The organism is Pseudomonas sp. BIOMIG1BAC, assembly GCF_001705995.2.
Taxonomy (GTDB): Bacteria; Pseudomonadota; Gammaproteobacteria; order Pseudomonadales; family Pseudomonadaceae; genus Aquipseudomonas; species Aquipseudomonas sessilinigenes.
The window spans coordinates 2,980,723-3,001,164 of sequence record NZ_CP049045.1 but is presented as its reverse complement, the minus strand read 5'-3'; the positions used below and the strand labels follow the sequence as shown (position 1 = coordinate 3,001,164).

Genomic DNA, 20,442 nt, shown 5'->3' with positions numbered 1-20,442 from the left:
TGGACTTCAGGGCGCTGCGTTTATCCAGTCGATACGCACTACCGTTAACCTCCATCGCGAGCATGCTTCGCGTCTACAGGCCCTCGTCGAGGCTCGCCAGGGCCCGCCGGGTCACCTGCTCGATATAGGCCGGTTCGCCATAGATGCGCGCCAGCAGGATCGCCCCCTCGTAGTCCGCCACCAACTGCCTTCCCATGGCCAGCGCCTGCTCCGGCTCGTACCGGGTAGCGAACAGCTGGGCCAGGGCCTTGGCCCAGTCATCGAGAAAGGCCCGGATCGGCTGCATCAGCTCGCTCTTGCCGTAGGTCGCATCCACCGCGATCACCCCCATCAGGCAACCGATGGCCCCATCCTGGAACAGCTTCATGGACTTGCGTCCGATCTTTTCCAGGCGCTGGCCCGGGGTGAGCTGCTCGTCGCAAGCCACGGCGAACAAGCTCCCGGCGATGACCTGGTGGGTCTGCTCCAGCACGTCGCGCAGCAGCGATTCCTTGTTCGGGTAATGGTGATAGAACGAGGCCTTGGTCAGGCCACAGGCGGCGGCCAGGGTGTCCATGGTGGTGCCGTGATACCCCAGGCGCTTGAAGGTGCTGGCGCAGCGCTGGAGCAGTTCGTCACGGGAAATCTTCGGGGGGCGCATGGCTCATTCCTGGGCGGGATCACGGCCAGTGATTCTAGGGTATAAGCGGGCCCGCCTCAATTTGACGGTTACCGAATGTTTGTTTAGTTTCAGTAACCGAACGCTTGGTCAATAACTCGCCAGGCGCTCGCTCACTCAACCAACAACGTACTTCAGGAGAACGCCAAGATGAACCAAGCCACTGGTACAACGGGCCGGGTCACCCGGGAGCAACGGGGCCAGGTGTTGTTGATCGGCCTGGACCGGGCCGCCAAGCGCAACGCCTTCGACAGCGCCATGCTCGAGGACCTGTCCCGGGCCCTGGGCGAATACGAGCGCGACGAACAACTGCGCTGCGCGGTGCTGTTCGCCCACGGCGAGCACTTCACCGCCGGGCTGGACTTGATGGAGCTGACGCCGAAGCTGGCCAACGGCGGCATCGCCTACCCCGAAGACGGCATCGACCCCTGGGGCGTGGTCGGGCCCCGGCGCAACAAACCGGTGGTGACTGCGGTACAGGGCGCCTGCTGGACCGCCGGCATCGAGCTGCTGCTCAACGCCGATATCGCCATCGCCGCCAGCAATGCACGCTTCGCCCAGCTGGAAGTGCTGCGCGGCATCTCCCCGGCCGGCGGCGCCACACTGCGCTTTCCCCGGGTGGCCGGCTGGACCCGGGCCATGCGCTACATGCTCACCGGCGAGGAATTCGATGCGGCCACGGCCCTGGACATGGGCCTGCTGGTGGAAGTGGTGGCCCCCGAACAACTGCTGGCCCGGGCCATCGACTATGCCGAGCGCATCGCCAGGGCTGCGCCGCTGGCGGTCAGGGCGACCTTGCAGTCGGCCTTCCTCGCCCTGGAGCAGGGAGATGAAGCGGCCCTGGCCCAGCTCAATCCGCAGCTCATGCAGCAGGTTCGCAGCGAAGACGCTCGCGAGGGAGTGATGGCCATGCTACAAAAACGCCAGCCGGTATTCCTGGGTCGTTGAACCGCCCTGCCCGTCCCGAACCTCTGCCTCAAGGAGGCTTGTATTGAACATTGCAGTCCGTGCCGATCAGCCGTCCGTCAACAGCGAGCCGTTGACCCTGGTGGCCGCCGATGGCTATCGCCTGAGCGCCCTGCGCTACCCGGCCATCGGCACTGCCAGGGGCAATCTGCTCCTGGCCAGCGCCGCCGGCGTCCAGCAACGCTTCTACCGGCGCTTCGCCGAACATGCCGCGCGTCGCGGTTTCAACGTGCTGACCCTGGACTACCGGGGCATCGGCCAATCCCGCGCCGGGAGCCTGAAGGGGTTTGCCATGTCCTTCCTGGACTGGGCCTACCAGGACCTGGCCGCGGCGGTGGAACTGCTGCGCCACGAAACGCTGCCGCTGTACTGGGTCGGGCACTCCTTCGGCGGCCACGCCTTCGGCCTGCTACCCAACCACCAGGCCGTCAGCGCTTGCTACAGCCTGGGTAGCGGCGCCGGCTGGAGCGGCTGGATGCACTGGCGCGAGGCACTGAAAATGCGCCTGCTCTGGAAGCTCATCCTGCCACCGCTGGTGGCGTACAAGGGCTATATGGCCTGGAGCCTCCTGGGCATGGGCGAGGACCTGCCGCTGGGGGTCTACCGCGACCTCAAGCGCTGGTGCGAATACCCGCACTACTACTTCGACGACCCGCAGATGGCTCACCTGGCCGAGCGCTACGCCAGCGTACGCACGCCCTGTCTGTTCGCCACCTCGGTGGACGATCCCTGGGCCCCACCGCGCTCGCTGGATGCCTTCGCCAAGGGCTACTGCAACGCCCCCATGACCCGGCTCGACCTCAAGCCGCCAGCCGGCGCCCGCCCCTATGGCCACATGGGCTACTTCCGCGACGATGCCCAGCCCCTGTGGGACGACATTCTCGACTGGCTGCTGGACCATCCCGGCCAGCCCCCAGCCTGATCCGGACAAAAAAGTGCCGGTGTCAAGTCTTTCGCGCAAATCAAGAAGGACTTGAAACCGTATATGGGACAGTAGGTTAGCTCCTTTCGGGGCCGCTTAGAAGAAGAGCGGCGTTGTCGGCTAGGAGCGACATAGGAGCGTTGGGAGAGAAAGCCGCATCGCACTGTGTAGTGCTGGATTGCCGAGGAACGGCGGGCCTGTCGCATCATCATAGCCCAACAGGCTCGGCGGCATCCAGAATGAAGAACGCGCAGCCTGGGCTGCGCGTTCGATGGATGCCGTTGAATAGCATGCGGTGCAATCATGGCGGCTTCGGTGGTGTGCTGCGGGTCGCCGTGCCCTTCCTGAATCCTCGATCCCCCGCCATGAACGCTTCCAGCATATGCGGGATCAGCGTCGCCGCATCAACGGCCTCGCCATACGCCTGCGCGTGTAGCGCGGCGTAGCGGTCGAGGTCGGCTTTCAAGCTGGTCGGGCAAACGAAAGTCAGCTTGGTGCTCTCGGTCTTCGGCAGCGGGCCGAGCCGCAGCTTCTTGGTCGTGCTCATCGTGAAGTCCCCCGGTTGAAGAACAGCGGCTGGTACCGCCGCAGCACCAGATCCCGGTTGACGATGATGCGAACCGGCAGGCCCGGCCGTTGCGTTAAGGTCGGCTGGATGTTGAGGTTGCGCCGGGTCATCTCCTGGCCGACCTGATTGATGCTGTCCTGCGCGCTGTCGCGCCCAGCGATGATGACGCGATCACCATCCTGCCGGTTCTCCGGCGCGGCCAGCTCGGCACCGACGCCCAGCAGCGTGGTGAGTGCCGCACCGGCAAAGATGCGGCCCCAGTGGTAGTCCACATCGTCCTCCAGCCCGGCATAGCCGGCTGGGTCGGTGCCGGCCAGGTTGTCGAGCGTGAGCGAAGACGTGTCCGGCAGGATGATCCGGTTCCAGACGACTTGAACGCGGCTCTGCCCGTAGCTGACCTGGCTGTTGTATTTGCCCAGGATGCGCGAACCCTGCGGAATCAGCAGGAAGCGCCCGGAGGCTGTGTCATAGACCGGCTCCGTCACCGTGGCGATCACGTCGCCGGGCAAGTCCGACTTAATCCCCGTCACCAAGGCACCTGCGACCACCGTTCCGGCCATGACCTGATACGGCGAAGTTGGCAGGGTCAGATTGCCGGAATTACGGGTTTCAGTGGAGCCACCTTTCAAGAAAGCCTCTTTATGGTCTTGCCGGTTTTGCACCGCTGTCGGGTCAGCAGGCTGGGCCGCCGTGGAGACCGGCCCGGCCGCCAGCGGGTCAAACACCGCATTGGCGGCGAAGCCCGGCGCAGCGGCCACCTGTGTCTGCGCCACCGGCGCCGCATTCTGCCCTCCCGAGCGGAAGAACACGGACGAGGCCGCGGCCGCTTCGGCTTCTTTGCGCAGAGCATCGTTCGGGTCGTGGCCGGGGGCCGCGTAGGCGGCCGTCGCCGGCTGCTGCGACTTCACGATGGCCGGGCCAAGATCGCCCGGCAGCGGCGGCCCCAGTTCGGGAACGGCAGGCGGCAACGCCGGCGGCAGCTTGGAGTAGTCCGTCGGCAGCGCATCCAGTCCTTCAGACTTCGAGACACGATCGACGTTGTAAAGCTCGGTCTGCTCGCCCGCACCGCGCCGCTGAGGTTGCAGCGACCACATCACCGCGCCGAGCACGGCCACCGCCAGGACGCCGGCGAGGATGGCCAGCGTGCGCCGATTCAGGCGCGTGACCGGGCGCGGCTGGGCGCGAAGCGCGACCGCCTCGGGAGCGATCTTGCCCGCCGCCTGCGGCGCGGCAAGGTCGGGAGTGTCATCCTGGCTCATGGTCAGTTCCTCCGCGCAACGCCATCGGTGCGCTCGATCCGCACCACGTCGCCGCCGTCGCCGCCCAGCCGCAGTTCGGCCGCGCCGAACAGGCGATCCACGACGTAGTACGGCGCGCGGAAACGGTAGTTCACCAATTGCCCGTCGCCCTGCGCGCCGATGACAAACAGCGGCGGCAACTCGCCCTGGGCGATGCCCGCCGGAAACTGGATATAGACCTTCTCTCCATCATCGAAGGCGCGTAGCGGCTTCCACGGCGGGTTGCTGCCCGATACCGCGTAGCGGAAGCGGATCTTGTCCAGCGACAGGCCCGTATCGACAGGCGTTGTTGCCTGCGCTGCCTGCGCCTGGCGCTGCAACGCGAGCATTCGGTCTTTCGGATAGTCCCAGGACACCGACGCCATCCATGCCCTCTCGGTCGAGGTCAGCTCCAGCAGGTAGGTGCGCCGACTGGTGGTGATGACGAGATTGGTTTTCAGACCGGAGCGGATAGGCTTGACCAGCACATTGACGCGCAGATCGGCCCCGCCGCCGCTGGACGTGTCGCCCACGATCCAGCGCACGGTATCGCCGGCGGCGACCGTTACCAGTTCCTCGCCCGGTTGAAGCGAAACCACCGTCACGCGCCCCGGCGACGCATAGACCTGATAAAGCGCGCCATCGGTGAACGGCCACACCTGAATCGCGTTGACGTAGCCCTCACGGGTAGGCGCGATACGCGCTTCTGCATTGGCACGGGAAACGCGCACCTTTTCGTCGGCCGGCTCCGGCGCAACGGGGGCCTCATCGAGTTCCGGCAGCGGCTTCAACTGCGCCGGCAGCGCCAGCGGTTCAGGGACGGCGACGACTTCGACGGGCGTGGGCGGTTCGGGCAATGGCTGGGCCAGCACCGGCTCGTCGAGCAAGATGGACGGCGGCGGCTTGCCCTGCGAGGCGCAGCCCGCGAGGGCCAGAAGCGTCAAAGGAAAAACGTAAAGGCGGAAACGAAGTTTCATGGTTTGGCTCCTTCGGAAGAATCCAGTTCGCGGCTCCATGACAGGCCGTTGACGTAGATGCCCAATGGGTTCTTGCGCAGGCGCTGTTCAGTACGCGGGGTTTGCAGGACGGTCGAAAGCACGGCGTTCCAGCGTTCGGTGCCGGCGGGCGCACCGTTGACATAGCGCTGCTCTGTCCAACGCACGTTGAAAGACGTGTCGCTGGCGCGAACCACGCTGGTGATCTGCACCGTCACCGATTCCTTGCCGATGCGGGCGAATGGGTCATTGGTGCGGGCGTAGTCGTTGAGCACCGCCGCGCCCTTGTCGGTGGTGTAGTCGTAGGCATCGAGCCAGTTCTGCCGCACCACGATGGGGTCGATGGACAGCGAGCGAACCAGCGTCACGAAGCGCGCCAGGTGGTGCGCGATCTGCGCGTCGCCGGGCCGATACGGCGTAGCGGCCTTACCTACAGCGCGCACCTGCCCGGCCTGATCGACCTCGATGACATAGGGCGTCACGATGGACTGCGCCGAGCGCCACACCAGGCCGCCGGCCATCAACAGCGCGAGCACTAGGCAGCCGAAGGCCATCAGGCGCCAATTCTTCGCCTGCACGCGGGCGGAGCCGATACGGTCGTCCCACACCTGGGCGGCGGCTTGATACGGGGTGGCAGGCTGCGGCGTATCGGCGTAGCGCACCTGCGGTCGTTTGAATCGCATGGGTGTTCTCCTTGAAGGTTAGGTATCGGAATCCCGCAGGCTCGGGCCTTGCCCGGAGCCGCCGCCGTCGCCCCCGCGCAGCGTGTGGGCGGCAGTGGTCGCGGCATGGGTAGCCTGCTGGCGGCGGTGCATCCGCTTGGCCCAGGCCGGTTGCTCTTGCTTCTGCGAGCCTGCGGTGCCGTCTGCGGTCTGGCCGCGGCCAGCACCGTCGCTGCCGGCTTCTGTGCCGTTCCAGCCAGCGCGGAAGGAGTCGGCCACCTTCTGCCCAACAGCGGAAGCACCAGAGGTGACGCTGCGGCCTGCGGCTTGTGCGCCGGTCTTGGCGACATTGCCGAGGCCAGCCGCCGCGCCCTTGGCACCGCCGCCGGCCGCAGCGGAACCGGCCTGGAACGCCGATCGGGCACTGCCGGCCGCCGAAGTCGCGGCACGCGCGCCGGCACCGGCCAGCTTTGCGGCCGCCGGGGCCATTCGTGCACCTGCCATGACGGCGCCGCCCACGCCCGTTGCGGCGGCCCCGATCGCAACGCCGGTGCCGACAGCCCCGACCGCAGCACCAGCCATCGCGCCCGCACCAAGCTGCGGCGCACCGGACACCAGGCCGGTGGCGATACCGGGGCCGAAAATGCCCAGCGCCAGCAGCGCGAGCGAGGCCAGCATCACGACCAGCGCGTGGTCGATGGATGGCTCGTCCGGATGCACCTGGAACTCGGCGAACAGGCCGGAACCGATGCCGACGATGACGGCCAGCACCAAGACCTTGATGCCTGACGACACCACGTTGCCTAGCACCTTTTCCGCGAGGAACGAGGTCTTGTTCCAGAGTGCAAACGGGATCAAGACGAAGCCGGCGAGCGTAGTCAGTTTGAACTCGATCAGCGTGATGAAAAGCTGTACGGCCAGCACGAAGAAGCAGAGGATCACCACCAGCCAGGCGATGAACAGAACCACGATAGGGTCGATGTTCACGAACACCTCGGGGAACCCAGCCATGTCCCCGATCTGTTCCAGAATCGGCGCGGCTGCGTCGATGCCGGTCTTCGCCAGCCGGCCCGGCTGAAGAAAGTTCTCCATCGTGATGGCCGAGCCGGTAGCGGTGATTCCCAAGCCGGCGAACGAGCGGAACACGATGCTCGCCAGCCAGTTGAAGTTGCCGATGATGTAGGCGAACGCGCCGACATAGAGCACCTTGCGCAGCAGCTTGGCGATCACGTCGTCGCCCTGGCCGGTGGCGTGGCTCATGGCCCAATACAGGCCAGCGATCGTCATGTCGATGACGATGAGCGTGGCGGTGAGAAATGCCACTTCGCCCTGCAATAAGCCGAAGCCCGAGTCGATGTAGCGCGAGAACGTATCGAGGAAACGGTCGATGATGGTCACGTCGTTCATGGCGAATCCTCGGGCGGAGTGAGCGGAACGGCGCCCTCTGGCAATTCATCTGCGGGCGTATCGAAGCTCGGCGGAATCGGCGGGAGTTCAGCCAGCGAGTTGTATTCATCCGGCCCGGTATGGCCGGCGAAGAAGCGCCGCCGGAAGGCTTCGGCGGCGGCGCGGCAGGCATCCTCGCCCATGGCCTGCCGGTCGACCGCGCATTGCCCGCGCAACGCCTTGAGCCGCACCGGATCTGCGGCCAGGGCGTCGGCCAGGTTCTCGGCCGGCTGCTGGCCGCACGCGGTCAGCAGCACGGCCAGCAGGACGGAAGCGCATCGCATGGCCGCCTCCGGTCAGTTGTTGTAGAAGTTGACGGACTGCGGCGTGTACGGCGTGCCGGTGCCGAGGAAGCGCCGCCGCACTTCGCGGGCGCGCTCCATAGCCGCCGCTTGCCGCGCCAGTTCCAGCGAAGCGGCCCGGTCTTGCGTGATCTGGAGCTGCTGCGACTGGATCGACTGCTTGGCCTGCAAAGCCAGGAGCTGGTTCGTCGCCTGCATCGCTTGCAGCGCGCCGGTGGCCGACTGGCTCTGGCTCACGAGGTCGGCCAGCGCGCTTTCGTCTTGGGCGAGGTTCTGCGACACCTGCGCCTGCATCCGCATCGCGGTATGCAGGCCGTTCAGGGTGTTCTGCCAGCGTTCGCGGGCATCCTGTGCCATGCGGTCGCCGCTGATGGTGGCGGCGTACTGTTCCGGGTACAGGCGGGCGAACGTGGCATCCATGCTCTGCACGTCGTAGGCCAAGCCGCGCGCCTCGGCGATCAGGCGCTCGGTGGTGGCGAGCGTCGAGCGCAGGCGGTTGACGATGTTGAAGTCGAGATTTGCCAGGTTCCTGGCCTGGTTCATCAACATCTGCGCCTCGTTCTGGAGCTGGTTGATCTGGTTGTTGATCTGTTCCAGCGTGCGCACGGCGGTCAGCGTGTTCTGCACGAAGTTGGACGGGTCGAACACCGTCAGCGCGGATGCGGGCTGCACGGCCAACAGCGATACCGACAGCACAGCAGCGAGTGAGACAGAGAGCAAACGGGGCTTGGTCATCATGGCGAAACCTCCAGCGGTTGAGAAGCGAGAAAGGAAGCTGCCGCCGGAGCGGACGGCAGCAGGTCGGCGGCCCAGCCGAGGCCGCGATGGCGCAGCCACGCGCCGGCGAAGCCGGGAGCGCCGGCCTGCGTCAGCACGCGGTCAATGTCGCGTTGGTCTTGAGGGGTGGATGCGCTCGCGAATGCGAGCGCGACAGGCCCCAGGTCGAGGTCGAACAGGCGATTGCCGAGGCGCGACTGGTAGTAGTAATCGCGCTTGGGCTGGGCGGTCGCCACGATCTCAATCTGGCGGCTGCTCAAGCCGAAGCCTTCGTAGATCGTGCGAATCTGCGGCTCGGTGGCCTGCGGGTTAGGTAAGAAGATCCTGCTCGCGCAGCTTTCGATGATGGCTGGCGCGATGGTCGAGTCCTTGATGTCGGCCAGCGACTGCGTGGCGAAGATGACGCTGACGTTCTTTTTTCTGAGCGTCTTGAGCCATTGCCGGATGCGGGCCGCGAAGGACGGCTCATTGAGGAACAGCCACGCTTCATCGAGGATCAACAGCGTGGGCGCGCCGTCGAAACGTTCGTCGAAGCGGGCGAACAGGTAGCGCAGCACCGCTTGCACGGCGGCCGGGCTGTGCATCAGTTCTTCCATCTCGAAGCCCTGCACGTCGGCCATGCCCAGCCGGTCGTGGTCAGCGTCCAGCAGCTTGCCGTGTGCGCCGCCCAGCACATAGGGCGCGAGCGCTTGGCGCAGCGCGTTGGACTGCAATAACACCGACAAGCCGGTCATGGTGCGCTGCTCCGCCGGCGCACCGGCAAGGCTTCTCAGCGCCGACCAGATGGCAGCCTTCTCGTCCGGGCCGACCGTCACGCCTTCGTGCAGCAGCCGGCCCTCCACCCATTCGGCGGCCCAGGTGCGGTAGCCCTCGTGGGCAATTCGCGCGAGTGGCTGGAAGGCGATGCCGCCATCGGCGCCGAGGTCATAGTGCTCACCGCCAAGGCCGAAGATGGTGGCGCGCATCGAGCGGCCCATGTCGAAGGCGAAGATCCGCGAGCCGAAGTAGCGCCGGAACTGCATGGCCAAGATGGCGAGCAGCACCGACTTGCCCATGCCGGTCGGCCCGGCGACAAGGGTGTGCCCCACGTCGCCGATGTGCGTCACCAGCCGGAACGGCGTCGCGCCATCGGTGCGGGTGACGATCAGCGGCGGGCCATCGAGGTGTTCGTTCTTCTCCGGCCCAGCCCATACCGCTGACATCGGCATCATGTGCGCCAGGTTCAGCGTCGAAACGATGGGCTGACGCACGTTCGCGTATGCGTTGCCGGGGACGGACGACAGCCAGGCATCGACTGCGTTGAGGGTTTCGGGGATGGTCACGAAACCCCGGCCCTGGATGACGCGCTCCACCATGCGCAGCTTCTCGTCGGCCACGGCCGGGTCGGCGTCGAGCACCGTCACCGTGGCGGTGAGGTAGCCGAAGGCGACTTGATCGCTGCCCAGCTCCTGCAAGGCGGCATCGGCGTCGGCGGCCTTGTTGCTGGCATCGGTATCGACCAGCGGGCTTTCCTGCTGAAAGATCGTTTCGCGCAGCAGCGCGATGACGTTCTTGCGCTTGGCGAACCATTGGCGCCGCAAGCGCCCCAATTCCCGTTCCGCCTCGGCTTTGTCCAGGCACAGGAAGCGCGTACTCCAGCGATACGCAAAGCCCAGGCGGTTGAGGTCGTCCAAGATCCCCGGCCAGGTCGAGGTCGGGAAGCCTCGTACCGACACCACGCGCAGGTGCTGATCGCCCAGCATGGGCGCCAGGCCGCCGACCAGCGCGGCATCGGCAAGCAGTGCGTCGATATGGAACGGCACGTCGGGCACGCCGACGCGATAGCGCCGGGTGGAGACTGTGGCATGCAGGTAGGTCAGCGTCTGGCTATCGTCCAGCCAGGCAATCTCCGGCATCACACCATCGAGCAGGTCGAACACGCGATCGGTCTCTGCCACGAAGGAATCAAGCCGACCACGCCAGTCCACACCCTCAGTGGGCCGGTTCTCGTACAGCATCCCAGCCGCACGGGCGCGAGACTCTTGCGGCGGTAGGTGTTGCAACGTGAAGTGATAGACGCTCTCGAAATGGCCATCCGACTCCTCGAACGCCGCGCGTCGCTCCTCATCCACCAGCCAGGACAGTGGTTCGGGAAAGGAGGATTGCGGATAGCTCGATGCCCGCATCCGCTCGGCCTCGATATAGAAGGCCCAGCCAGACCCGGTACGGCGAAGCGCGTTGTTCTGCCGCGCCGACGTGGCAATCAGCTCGCCCTGTGTCGCACTGTCCAAGTCGGGGCCGCGAAACTGGAACGTGCGTTGAAACGAACCATCTTTGTTCAGCACAACGCCCGGCGCGACCAGCCCGGCCCAGGGCAGCCAGTCGGCAAGCAAGGCCGGGCGCTGACGATATTCGGCAAGGTTCAGCATGGCGTCCTCCCCTCACACGTCCAGAAGCGGGCGGTGTTTGATATGCCGCGCGAAGACCTGCATGAACTGCGGATCGACGCGCGCACCCCATACGGCCAGCGAGTGGCCGACGATCCAGAGCACCACGCCGGGAATCCACAGTTGCAGGCCCAGCCCGACGGCGGCGGCCAGCGTGCCGTTGGCAATTGCCACGGTGCGCGGCGCGCCGCCCAGCAGGATTGGCTCGGTCAGCGAGCGATGCAGCGGCACCTCGAAGCCTGGAAGGTCGCTGGCCGTACTCATACGACGGCCCCGCCGGAGAACGAGAAGAACGACAGGAAGAACGAGGAAGCGGCGAACGCGATGCTCAACCCGAACACGATCTGGATCAGCTTGCGAAAGCCGCCGCTGGTGTCTCCGAAGGCCAGCGCCAGTCCCGTGGCGATGATGATGATGACCGCGACGATGCGTGCCACCGGCCCCTGGATCGACTCCAGAATCGACTGCAAGGGCCCCTCCCACGGCATCGAGGAACCGGCGGCTTGCGCCGTTCCGGCCAGCAACAGCAGCAGCGCGGCCAGCAGCAGCCCCTGCCTCGCAGGGCGGGTGAGGCTGCGCAGCCGCGCCAGGCCGGACAGGCGAGGAAGCGGATTTACGGAAAAGCGGAAAGAATCAACGTGCGTCATGGCAGTTCTCCAAGTTGGTTGGGGGACGGGAATGTGCAGCGGCGTCGGCTGCGAGAGGAACCGGCGTCAGCTCGGGAAACGGCGTTTCCAGTGCGTCCGCCAGGCGATAGCCGGTGCCGTCGAAGCCGACGACACGGGCGATGGTTTCGACGTGGCGCTTGCGGCCGCGTCCGGCGATGTTGATGACGACGTTGACCGCCTCGGCGATCAGCGCCCGCGGCGGATTCACAGCGACTTCGAGAATCAACTGTTCGAGGCGCAGCAACGCGCCCAGCGCGGAGCCGGCATGGATGGTCGCAATGCCGCCGGGGTGGCCGGTGCCCCACACTTTGATGAGGTCGAGGGCTTCGCCGCCGCGCACCTCACCGACGATCACGCGGTCAGGCCGCAGACGCATCGTGGCTCGCACCAGCTCGGTCATGGTGACGACGCCGGCGCGGGTGCGCAGCGGCACATGGTCGCGGGCCGCGCATTGCAGCTCGATGGTGTCTTCGAGCACCAGCACGCGGTCGCCTGTGGCGGCGATCTCGGCCAGCAGCGCGTTCGCCAGCGTGGTCTTGCCGGTGCTGGTGCCGCCAGCGATCAGGATGTTCTGCCGCTCGCGCACGGCGCGGCGCAGGAACTCGGCCTGCCCGGCGGTCAGGATGCCGTCGGCCACGTAGCGATCCAGGCCGATGATGCTCACGGCCCGCTTGCGTAGCGCGAAGGCTGGCCCCGGGGCGGCCGGAGGCAGGATGCCCTCGAAACGCTCGCCGGTTTCCGGCAACTCGGCGGTCAAGAGCGGCTGGCCGCGATGCACCTCCGCGCCGACATGCGCGGCGACCAGGCGGATGATGCGTTCACCATCGGCCTCGGGCATCTCCACGCCCAGCGGCGAGCGACCCGACGACAGCCGATCCACCCACAGGGTGCGATCGGGGTTGAGCATGATTTCCACCACATCCGGGTCTTCGAGCGCAGCGGCGATCAGCGGCCCCATTGCAGTGCGCAGCATCTGGATGCGGCGATCCTGGGACGCTGCTGCGGATGAGCGAGGTTCGGGCTGGATCTGTGGAACGGCACTCATGACGCACGCTCCGCAGTTCGTTCATGGGCGGAGGCCATCGCTGCTGCGTCATCCATCTGCATCGGATCGGGGTGCAGTTCCTCCACCACGTCGCGCACCAGACTGCGGCCACGCAGAAGGTGGCGACCCAACTGTTCGACGAACTGCTCGAAGCGCACCTTGCCCTGGGCGCGTGCCGCATCCTGATGGGCTTCGGGCACCGGCGTGCTGACGGTCAGGAAGTAGCGGATGAACAGCGCGAGCGTTTCGATCTGGATGTTTTGGTCGCGCTCCAGGCGTTCGGTCTGCCGCGACAGTCGATCCAACCGCTTGGCAATGGCGGCCTCGCGCTGGTCGCCAGCATCGGGCGACAGCCAGGACGCCAAGGCCGCTGCGACGATGGACGACTTGGACACGCCTTTCTTGGCGGCCAGTTCGTCCAGGCGCTGGGCGTGCTCGGGCTGGATGAAAAGATTGAGGCGGTATTGGCTCATAGGTCGATTCCGTCGTTGGGGTCGAGGGAAGCCAGCCGGGCCGTGCGCTGCATGGCCGGGTCGAGCTGGCCGGGAAGCGGCAGCGCCAGGTCGTCGTCATCGAGCAGCGCCAAGTCGTTCGCATGTGCGTCCGGCTCAGGGTCGTAGGCGACGGTTTCGGAGAGTTCGGGCTGGCGGCGCGGGCCGCCGTCGTCGGTGCCGCCCAGGCCATCGGCGGATGCCGAGGCCGGCGCCGCAGGTACGGCCGGGATCGCCAAGCCACTCCAGTCGTCGGGGCGGGCTGGCGGCGCGTCGGTGTACCTCCCGGCTACGAGCGCGGGCGGTGGCAGGACGCGATTCTTGAAATTGGCGTCGGCGTAGTAGCGCAGCTTCTTCGCGCGGATCGGGGCAACGCTGGACACCATGACCACTGCGTCATCAGGTGGAAGCTGCATCACCTCGCCGGGCGTCAGCAGCGGACGTGCAGTTTCCTGACGCGACACCATCAGGTGCCCCAGCCACGGAGCGAGCCGGTGGCCGGCGTAGTTGCGCTGCGCGCGAAGCTCGGTGGCGGTGCCGAGGGTTTCTGAAATCCTTTTCGCCGTCCTTTCGTCGTTGGTGGCGAAAGTCACCCGGACATGGCAGTTGTCGAGGATGGAATGGTTCTGCCCATACGCCTTGTCGATCTGGTTCAGGCTTTGAGCGATGAGAAAGCTGCGGATGCCGTACCCGGCCATGAAGGCAAGCGCGGACTCGAAAAAATCGAGGCGGCCCAGCGCCGGAAACTCGTCCAGCATCAGCAGCAGCTTGTGCCGGCGCGCGATGCCATCGCTGCCGTCGAGCGATTCGGTCAGCCGCCGCCCGATCTGGTTCAAGATGAGCCGGATCAGCGGTTTGGTGCGGCTTATGTCGGAGGGCGGCACCACCAGATAGAGCGATACCGGGTGCTCGGCGGAAATCAGGTCGGCGATGCGCCAATCGCAGCGCGATGTGACTTCGGCCGCGGTCGGGTCGCGGTACAGGCCGAGAAACGACATGGCGGTGGAGAGCACGCCCGATCGCTCGTTGTCCGACTTGTTGAGCACTTCGCGGGCAGCGGATGCGACAACCGGGTGAGGCGCATCGCCCAGGTGCTTCGTCGTCATCATCCGGTGCAGCGTCAGCTCGAACGGACACGCCGGGTCGCTGAGGAAGTTGGCGACACCGCGCAGCGTCTTGTCCTCGCCTGCGTACAGTACATGCAGGATGGCGCCAACCAGCAGCGCGTGACTGGTCTTTTCCCAATGGTTCCGGCGTTCGAGTGCGCCATCGGGATCGACAAGAATGTCGGCCACGTTCTGCACGTCGCGCACTTCGTGCGCGCCGCGCCTCACTTCCAGCAGCGGGTTGTAGGCTGCCGACTGCGCATCCGTGGGGTTGAACAGGAGGCAGTGGCTAAACCGCGAACGCCAGCCTGCGGTGAGCGTCCAGTTCTCGCCTTTGATGTCGTGAACGACGACGGATGCGGGCCAACTCAACAAGGTGGGAACGACCAGGCCCACACCCTTGCCCGAGCGCGTTGGTGCGAAGGTCAGGACGTGTTCCGGGCCTTCATGGCGGAGGTACTGGCCGCGATGCAGCCCGAGGAAAACCCCGTCGGGCTGGATCAGCCCAGCTTTGCGTATGTCTTCCGCATCGGCCCAGCGTGCCGAACCGTAGGTGGTGACAAGGCGCGCTTGCCGCGAGCGCCACACCGACATGGCGATGGCGACCACCACGGCCACCAGACCACTTCCACCCGCGATGGCCCCGCCGATATCGAAGACGTGCGGCGCGTAGGCATCAAAGAAGAACCACCACTCGAACAGCCGCCAAGGGTGATAGACCGGGGTTCCAAAGAAGTCGAACCATGGCGAGCCAAGGCGTAGTTGATAGCCCAGGACGGCGGCTGTCCATTGCGTTGCACCCCACACGCCGGCGATCACGATGCCGAATACGGCGGCGATCTGCCCGAACAGTACGCCCTGAGCTTGCATTGACTGGCCTCCGATTTCCCTGCACTGATTCCTCGTTCAAAAGCGGCACAGGAACGTGCCGCATAGAGCGAGGATCGGTGCCGGGTGGGTGCCCGTCAAAGACCGTTTTGAGCACAACGGTCGAGGGAAAAGAAAGAATGAGCGGCGGGGCGAGTCGAAGACAAACGCCGCAAACTAAAGCACCCTATGGCGCATTTGGAGTTTCCAAGAGGTTGCCCAGAAAAAAATTCTCGCTGGGTCTCGCTCCCCTCATGAGCAGAATCTAGATATCATGGGAAAGAATTATTTATTGAAATCTGGATAAGAATGAAAGATATCAAGAGCATGGATCTCAACTTACTCAAGGCGCTGGACGTATTGTTGGACGAACGCAACGTGACACGGGCGGCAGCACGTCTTGGACTAACCCAACCGGCCTTGAGCGGCATGCTTGCGCGGCTGCGTGAAAGCTTCGGCGACCCGCTGTTCGCGCGTGCGCAGCGGGGCATCGTTCCGACGCAGCGGGCGCTAGACATAGGGATATCTGTCAAACAGGTGCTAGCGGAAATCGACGCGCTGCTCCAGCCACCTTCTTTCGACCCAGCCACCGCACAACTGACCTTCTCCATCGCCGCGACGGACTATGCGCTGCGTGCCATTGCTGTCCCATTTCTATCGGCACTCAAACAGCACGCACCGCGCGTTCGAGTCTCATTAGTGCCAGTCGAGAGCGGACTGCTACAGAACCAGCTTGAGCGCGGTCAGATCGATCTAGCCCTCCTGACGCCAGAGATCACTCCGCCAAATCTGCATGCCCGAGAGCTATTCAAGGAGCACTACGTGTGTGTCCTGCGGGAAGACCATCCAGCGGCTATGGGGCGCAAGCTGACAGTTAAGCAGTTCTGTGCTCTCGACCATGCGCTTGTTTCCTACGATGGTGGAGGTTTCCGCGGCGTCACCGACGATGCGCTAGAACAGTTGGGCAAACAACGAAGCGTCACACTGTCGGTCAAGAGCTTTCTGATCTTGCCAGACATCCTGCGTGCCAGTGACATGGTTGCGATCTTGCCGAGCCGCTTGGTCGCCGGTATGGACAAGCTGGCTATCTCCCTGCCGCCGGTGAAGATACCGGGGTTCACCAAGACGGCTGCTTGGCACGAACGCACCCATCACGATCCAGCACATCGCTGGATACGAGCACTGCTGTTCACTTCCTGTGCTAACAACAAGTAGGCAAGATGGCTCTCATCGTCATGCTCAGCACAACTCTGCCTCGCACTACAAATATGCAATCAGCCGGCTCAATTGGAGACGGACCCTTTCGTAGCACCGCTGCGAGATAGCCTTGTCGGCGGATGGCAGAACCTAGACGCTGATATCAAATTATATGATTTCAAAAATAAAAAATTAGTATTTCACTTATTTCACAGGGAGGATCATGATTGCTCTATGACCACTTGAATGACGCAGCCACCCCTGTTGCGTCATTGACATTTTGTGAAGGAGCTTCGATATGAGCAAGCAACAGAACGCCATCCTCTGGCCCGAAGGCTACACGCCGGGCTTTACTGAGAATTTCGCCTCTAATGAGATCATCGCCGCCGGCTTGAGCGCGGCCGACGTATGGCCGCTACTCGTCACACCATCGCTGTGGTCAAGCTACTACGCCAACTCGGCTAACGTGCGCTTTCATGGCGGCAAAGGCCCGGTACTGGCCGACGGCGATCGATTTTATTTCGAGACCTTCGGCTTCCCGGTAGAGGGGCAGTGCAACGAGTACGTGGCACCTGCGGATGGGCAACCCGGCCGCGTGGCCTGGCACGGCTGGTCCGGCGAGGAAGGCACAGATACGCGCCTGGATGTGCATCACGCCTGGCTGGTCGAGAACCTGGACGGCGGGCGCGTGCGCATCCTCACGCAGGAAACGCAGAAGGGCAAGCCGGCCGAGGAGCTGCACAACGCCAAACCCAACCCGATGATCAACGGCCATCAGGACTGGCTCGACAGCTTGGTCGAGACAGCGCGCAAAGCCAAGCAGGCGTAATGGTCGCTGGCCGCTTGATCCCAAGCGTCTGAACTGAGAAAACCATGATGGGAACTCCCCTCGAGATTCTGCTGGTTTTGACTTCGCAGGCAACGATGGGCGACGACCCGCGCCTGACCGGCGTGTGGTTCGAGGAACAGTCCACCCCGTACTACGCCTTGGTCGATGCAGGTGCCAATGTGGATATTGCGTCAATCGCCGGCGGCGAGATTCCGGTGGATCCTCATTCCATAGCGAGCGAAGGCATGAACCCGCCGAGCGTGGAATGCTTCCTCGATGACAAGGTGTCGATGGACAAGCTCGAAGGCTCGCTGAAGATCGACAGCATCGCCCCGGAAGGGGGTGCGGTGATGTTCCTGCCCGGCGGCCATGGCACCATGTGGGACTTACCCGGAGCGGGGCGCTCGTCAATCTGCTGTCGGGCGCTTGGGCTGACGGCAGGGTGGTCGCGGCGGTCTGCCACGGCCGAGCCGGACTGGTTAATGTCAAGGAAGCGAATGGCCAGCCGCTGGTTGCCGGCCGTCGCGTCAGCCCCTTTGCCAAACGCATGAGCCGCGAGACTGGGCTACCTGTGGCAGTGAGTTGGGGCATCGACCATCCGCGAATGGCCGAGCACGTGATCGCTGGCAGGTAGATGGGTTTGGTGATTCTTGGCCGCGCCATGCTAGCCAACCCACACTCTTTCTCCACCTTTGCAGGAGCTGAAGGTGGAGCACCCGGAATGGCTGCTCCACCGCCTTACGCGCACTGGCTCGAACTCTCCCGAGGCTGCGGCAAGCTCACCACATATAACGACTAGGAGGAGGTGACCGTGCGAGTTCCCAGAACCCGATCCAGTCTGTGTCGCAGGGTGTCCCAGTGACTACGCTATCAAAGGAGCTAGTACTCAACTCGATAACTTGAGCGTGATAACGCCCAGGATGATCAGCGCCACGCCAAGGTATCGCATCAGGGAGGTTGGGTCGCCATAGAAATGAATTCCGACTAAGAACGTTCCCGCCGCTCCGATACCCGTCCACACCGCATAAGCAGTCCCAATCGGTATCTGACGCTGAGCAAGCCATAGGAAGGCGCCGCTAATTGTCATGAAAGAGACGGCTACTGCGACCCCACTCCAACGCGATGTTGGCTCTTGCGCCATTTTCAGCCCGACCGGCCATCCGATTTCAAACAATCCAGCCAAAACAAGATAGATCCAGCCCATTGCAATTCTCCTTCAAGTTTTTCATATCCGGCATACATACTCCAGCGTGACCACCAGCTTAGAACTTCGGCGGCTCTTTAGGTGTGGTGTAGGGCACATCGCCATCTTCGTAAAAGCGCTTTCGGGTAGCCTCGGCAACCCGGTTACATAGTTGGTCGCCCAGCATAGGACGATCCAACTTGCATTGCTGGCGCAACTTTTTCAGCCGCTCAGGATTGAGCGCTAATTCATCGACCGTCGGAAGGTTGCCTTTATCTGGTTTCCCGGATGGGCTGCAGGCTGCCAGTGTCGAGGAAAGCAATATGAGAGCAATCTTCTTCATGGTTAAGTTTCCTTGGGAGATTGTGTGATGGTTTACCGCCGACTTTTGGCGTCTGGAGATTTGATCGAATGAACGCGTTCCATGAAGCGAGTCAGTATTTCTGACGGCTCGCTGGCCGGTCGTAGCAGATAGGTCGTGAGCATGGGCGAACCTCCAGTCAGCGGCCGTGCGACCACACCCTGTTCCCTGCTGGCAGTAATATGCGCACCTCCTGTGAGGCCTAGTGCAAGTCCCGCCGAAACCAGGACCATCATTAGATCGCTGGAAGTCACGCGTTCGGCAATTAGAGGCTCAATGTCCACGCGACGTAGCACCCGTTCAACTTGCCGAGCATGGCCCTCACACGCCACCGCGTCGCAGAGCACCAGCGGATACCGCAACAGCTCTTCCAGGGGAATCTGTTTGTGGGATAGCAAGGGGTGCCGTGCGGGCACAGCTACCATCAGAGGGTCACTCCACACCGGCACGGCGATGATGCCTTCGCCGACTTCATCCGATTGAGCGAAGCCGAGATCGTACAGTTCGCCACACAATCCCTTGATTTGCTGTGACAAAGGCACTTCGAAGAAGCGAACTTCCACTTCCGGCTCTTCCTGCCGGCAGAGCGCCAACAACGCAGGCAGGCGCGATGGCGTGATTCCATCAGACAATGCAATACGGAGCTGGCAATGAAAGCCATTGGCTGCGGCGTTCACACTGTCGCGCGCCTGCTGCAAAGCTGCGAAGACACGGGGTACGCTCTCAAAGAAGAGTCTGCCTGCACGAGTCAAGCGGGTGCTCCGAGTGGTTCTCGCAAATAGCGCTACGCCCAACTCCTCTTCAAGCTCTTTGATGGCGCGCGACAGCGGCGATGTCTCGATGTGGAGGCGCTCTGCGGCTCGGGCAAAGTGCAGTTCCTCTGCCACCGCTAGAAAGTAGCGCAGATGCCGAATTTCCATGTTCGCATTCCTCCTCACTTAGGCCTCACCACCTTCGCCTTGCGCCACGCTATCTAGCCTTCGCAAGCTGCTCCAGCAAGCTTCCCCGATCAAACAGGTGGGCCGGATAGTGCTTTTGCCAGCACACCCCATTGCACGGCTGTCTCGGCCCGCGTGCGGATCAGCGAAGCCTGCGCTGACATCACCCCCGCCTCAGCCTCGGCCACCACCGTGGCGTCCACTTGTCCCGCCTCAAACAGACGGCGGCTGCGATCGAGCTGACGCTCCGCGACTGCGACCCCCTCGGTCTGATGCTCCAGTGCGGCGTGCTGCGTATGCCAACCGAGGTATGCGTTCTCTACGTCCTGCAATGCACTCAACAAAGTGCGCTCGAACTCCGCGCGCGCAGCTCGGCTGCGCGCCTCTCCGGTCTCGATGCCGGCACGGATCGCGCCACCATCGAAGATCGGCAACGAAACCCCGGCCCCAAGTGAAAAAATGTTGCCGGTAATGCGCGTCCCCGCACTCTCAACGCGCTGCCGTCCGCCGCTCAGGTCCAACACCAGCTTAGGGAAGCGTTCGCCTTCGGCTGCGTTCCAGCGCGCGGTTTCGGCTGCGAACTTCGCTTCGGCGGCGCGCACGTCGGGCCGCTCACTCAGCAGGTCCGCAGGTATGCGTGTCGGTGTCCAATTGGGGGCGGCGAGTGAAGCAAGAGTCGGAGAAGCTGCAGACGCTCCGGGCGTTTGTCCCGCTAGGGAAACTCTGAAAAAGACTTTCTGATTTGGCAAAATACCGCG

The 20,442-nt window shown here is 64.1% G+C and carries 22 protein-coding genes and 1 pseudogene; 5 read left to right on the top strand and 18 right to left on the bottom strand.

From position 1 onward, the window contains the following. Window positions 1-73 precede the first annotated feature (73 nt). A complete protein-coding gene (locus ATY02_RS14325; protein ID WP_068587139.1) occupies window positions 74-640 on the bottom strand; it encodes a TetR/AcrR family transcriptional regulator in 567 nt (188 codons plus the stop codon). Window positions 641-808: 168 nt separating this feature from the next. Here ATY02_RS14325 and ATY02_RS14320 point away from each other — a divergent pair, with 168 nt between their 5' ends. Beyond that, a complete protein-coding gene (locus tag ATY02_RS14320) occupies window positions 809-1,606 on the top strand; it encodes a crotonase/enoyl-CoA hydratase family protein (protein WP_068587140.1) in 798 nt (265 codons plus the stop codon). Window positions 1,607-1,649: 43 nt separating this feature from the next. Then, window positions 1,650-2,546: an alpha/beta fold hydrolase gene (locus ATY02_RS14315; protein ID WP_124347782.1), complete on the top strand. Its 897-nt coding sequence runs from the start codon at window positions 1,650-1,652 to the stop codon at window positions 2,544-2,546. Between the two features lie 301 nt (window positions 2,547-2,847). Here ATY02_RS14315 and ATY02_RS14310 read toward each other — a convergent pair whose 3' ends face one another. The 13 genes and pseudogenes from ATY02_RS14310 to ATY02_RS14250 form a co-directional block, all read right to left on the bottom strand. Further along, window positions 2,848-3,093 (bottom strand): DUF2274 domain-containing protein, encoded by a 246-nt coding sequence (locus tag ATY02_RS14310; RefSeq protein ID WP_006378741.1) that lies wholly within the window; start codon window positions 3,091-3,093, stop codon window positions 2,848-2,850. Next, window positions 3,090-4,373 carry a TrbI/VirB10 family protein gene (locus ATY02_RS14305; protein WP_016487820.1) on the bottom strand — a complete coding sequence of 428 codons (1,284 nt, stop codon included), beginning with the start codon at window positions 4,371-4,373 and terminating at the stop codon, window positions 3,090-3,092. The genes ATY02_RS14310 and ATY02_RS14305 overlap by 4 nt, the downstream gene beginning before the upstream one ends. A 2-nt stretch (window positions 4,374-4,375) precedes the next feature. After that, entirely contained in the window at window positions 4,376-5,368 is a 993-nt protein-coding gene (gene trbG, locus ATY02_RS14300) for a P-type conjugative transfer protein TrbG (protein WP_164823662.1), read from the bottom strand. Beyond that, window positions 5,365-6,069 (bottom strand): conjugal transfer protein TrbF, encoded by a 705-nt coding sequence (trbF, locus tag ATY02_RS14295; protein WP_006378793.1) that lies wholly within the window; start codon window positions 6,067-6,069, stop codon window positions 5,365-5,367. The genes trbG and trbF overlap by 4 nt, the downstream gene beginning before the upstream one ends. 18 nt (window positions 6,070-6,087) lie before the next feature. After that, the gene (gene trbL, locus ATY02_RS14290) at window positions 6,088-7,455 is read right to left on the bottom strand and encodes a P-type conjugative transfer protein TrbL (RefSeq protein ID WP_006378795.1); all 1,368 of its coding nucleotides are present in this window, start codon (window positions 7,453-7,455) and stop codon (window positions 6,088-6,090) included. Next, entirely contained in the window at window positions 7,452-7,778 is a 327-nt protein-coding gene (locus ATY02_RS14285) for a hypothetical protein (protein ID WP_006378798.1), read from the bottom strand. Before ATY02_RS14285 ends, trbL begins: the two co-directional genes overlap by 4 nt. A 12-nt stretch (window positions 7,779-7,790) precedes the next feature. Then, complete coding sequence (trbJ, locus tag ATY02_RS14280; protein WP_068589609.1) at window positions 7,791-8,534, bottom strand: P-type conjugative transfer protein TrbJ; 744 nt, start codon at window positions 8,532-8,534, stop codon at window positions 7,791-7,793. Further along, on the bottom strand, window positions 8,531-10,981 hold the full coding sequence (gene trbE / locus ATY02_RS14275) for a conjugal transfer protein TrbE (RefSeq protein ID WP_164823661.1): 2,451 nt from the start codon (window positions 10,979-10,981) through the stop codon (window positions 8,531-8,533). Before trbE ends, trbJ begins: the two co-directional genes overlap by 4 nt. A gap of 12 nt (window positions 10,982-10,993) precedes the next feature. Beyond that, on the bottom strand, window positions 10,994-11,263 hold the full coding sequence (locus ATY02_RS14270; protein ID WP_006378802.1) for a VirB3 family type IV secretion system protein: 270 nt from the start codon (window positions 11,261-11,263) through the stop codon (window positions 10,994-10,996). Beyond that, window positions 11,260-11,646, bottom strand: coding sequence for a TrbC/VirB2 family protein (locus ATY02_RS14265; RefSeq protein ID WP_006378803.1), 387 nt, complete (start codon window positions 11,644-11,646; stop codon window positions 11,260-11,262). Before ATY02_RS14265 ends, ATY02_RS14270 begins: the two co-directional genes overlap by 4 nt. Then, window positions 11,643-12,712: pseudogene (trbB, locus tag ATY02_RS14260) on the bottom strand (P-type conjugative transfer ATPase TrbB). Before trbB ends, ATY02_RS14265 begins: the two are co-directional and overlap by 4 nt. Beyond that, window positions 12,709-13,185: a CopG family transcriptional regulator gene (locus ATY02_RS14255; protein ID WP_006378865.1), complete on the bottom strand. Its 477-nt coding sequence runs from the start codon at window positions 13,183-13,185 to the stop codon at window positions 12,709-12,711. The pseudogene trbB and the gene ATY02_RS14255 overlap by 4 nt, the downstream one beginning before the upstream one ends. Beyond that, window positions 13,182-15,179: a conjugal transfer protein TraG gene (locus tag ATY02_RS14250; RefSeq protein ID WP_164823660.1), complete on the bottom strand. Its 1,998-nt coding sequence runs from the start codon at window positions 15,177-15,179 to the stop codon at window positions 13,182-13,184. Before ATY02_RS14250 ends, ATY02_RS14255 begins: the two co-directional genes overlap by 4 nt. A 306-nt stretch (window positions 15,180-15,485) precedes the next feature. On the opposite strand from ATY02_RS14250, the gene ATY02_RS14245 reads away from it, so the two are divergent. The 3 genes from ATY02_RS14245 (at window position 15,486) to ATY02_RS14235 (ending at window position 17,753) form a co-directional block, all read left to right on the top strand. Then, entirely contained in the window at window positions 15,486-16,391 is a 906-nt protein-coding gene (locus tag ATY02_RS14245; protein ID WP_068580443.1) for a LysR family transcriptional regulator, read from the top strand. 280 nt (window positions 16,392-16,671) lie between these two features. Beyond that, window positions 16,672-17,202 (top strand): polyketide cyclase, encoded by a 531-nt coding sequence (locus ATY02_RS14240; protein WP_034018433.1) that lies wholly within the window; start codon window positions 16,672-16,674, stop codon window positions 17,200-17,202. A gap of 44 nt (window positions 17,203-17,246) precedes the next feature. Next, on the top strand, window positions 17,247-17,753 hold the full coding sequence (locus ATY02_RS14235; RefSeq protein ID WP_052157317.1) for a hypothetical protein: 507 nt from the start codon (window positions 17,247-17,249) through the stop codon (window positions 17,751-17,753). 335 nt (window positions 17,754-18,088) lie between these two features. On the opposite strand, the gene ATY02_RS14230 is transcribed toward ATY02_RS14235, so the two are convergent. The 4 genes from ATY02_RS14230 to ATY02_RS14215 all read right to left on the bottom strand — a co-directional run bounded on the left by ATY02_RS14230 (window position 18,089) and on the right by ATY02_RS14215 (window position 20,433). Beyond that, entirely contained in the window at window positions 18,089-18,406 is a 318-nt protein-coding gene (locus ATY02_RS14230) for a DMT family transporter (protein WP_000539741.1), read from the bottom strand. 58 nt (window positions 18,407-18,464) lie between these two features. Next, on the bottom strand, window positions 18,465-18,728 hold the full coding sequence (locus ATY02_RS14225; RefSeq protein WP_016487824.1) for an EexN family lipoprotein: 264 nt from the start codon (window positions 18,726-18,728) through the stop codon (window positions 18,465-18,467). A 32-nt stretch (window positions 18,729-18,760) separates the two neighbouring features. Then, on the bottom strand, window positions 18,761-19,666 hold the full coding sequence (locus ATY02_RS14220; protein WP_006378999.1) for a LysR family transcriptional regulator: 906 nt from the start codon (window positions 19,664-19,666) through the stop codon (window positions 18,761-18,763). Between the two features lie 89 nt (window positions 19,667-19,755). Beyond that, the gene (locus ATY02_RS14215) at window positions 19,756-20,433 is read right to left on the bottom strand and encodes a TolC family protein (RefSeq protein WP_228022285.1); all 678 of its coding nucleotides are present in this window, start codon (window positions 20,431-20,433) and stop codon (window positions 19,756-19,758) included. Window positions 20,434-20,442 lie beyond the last annotated feature (9 nt).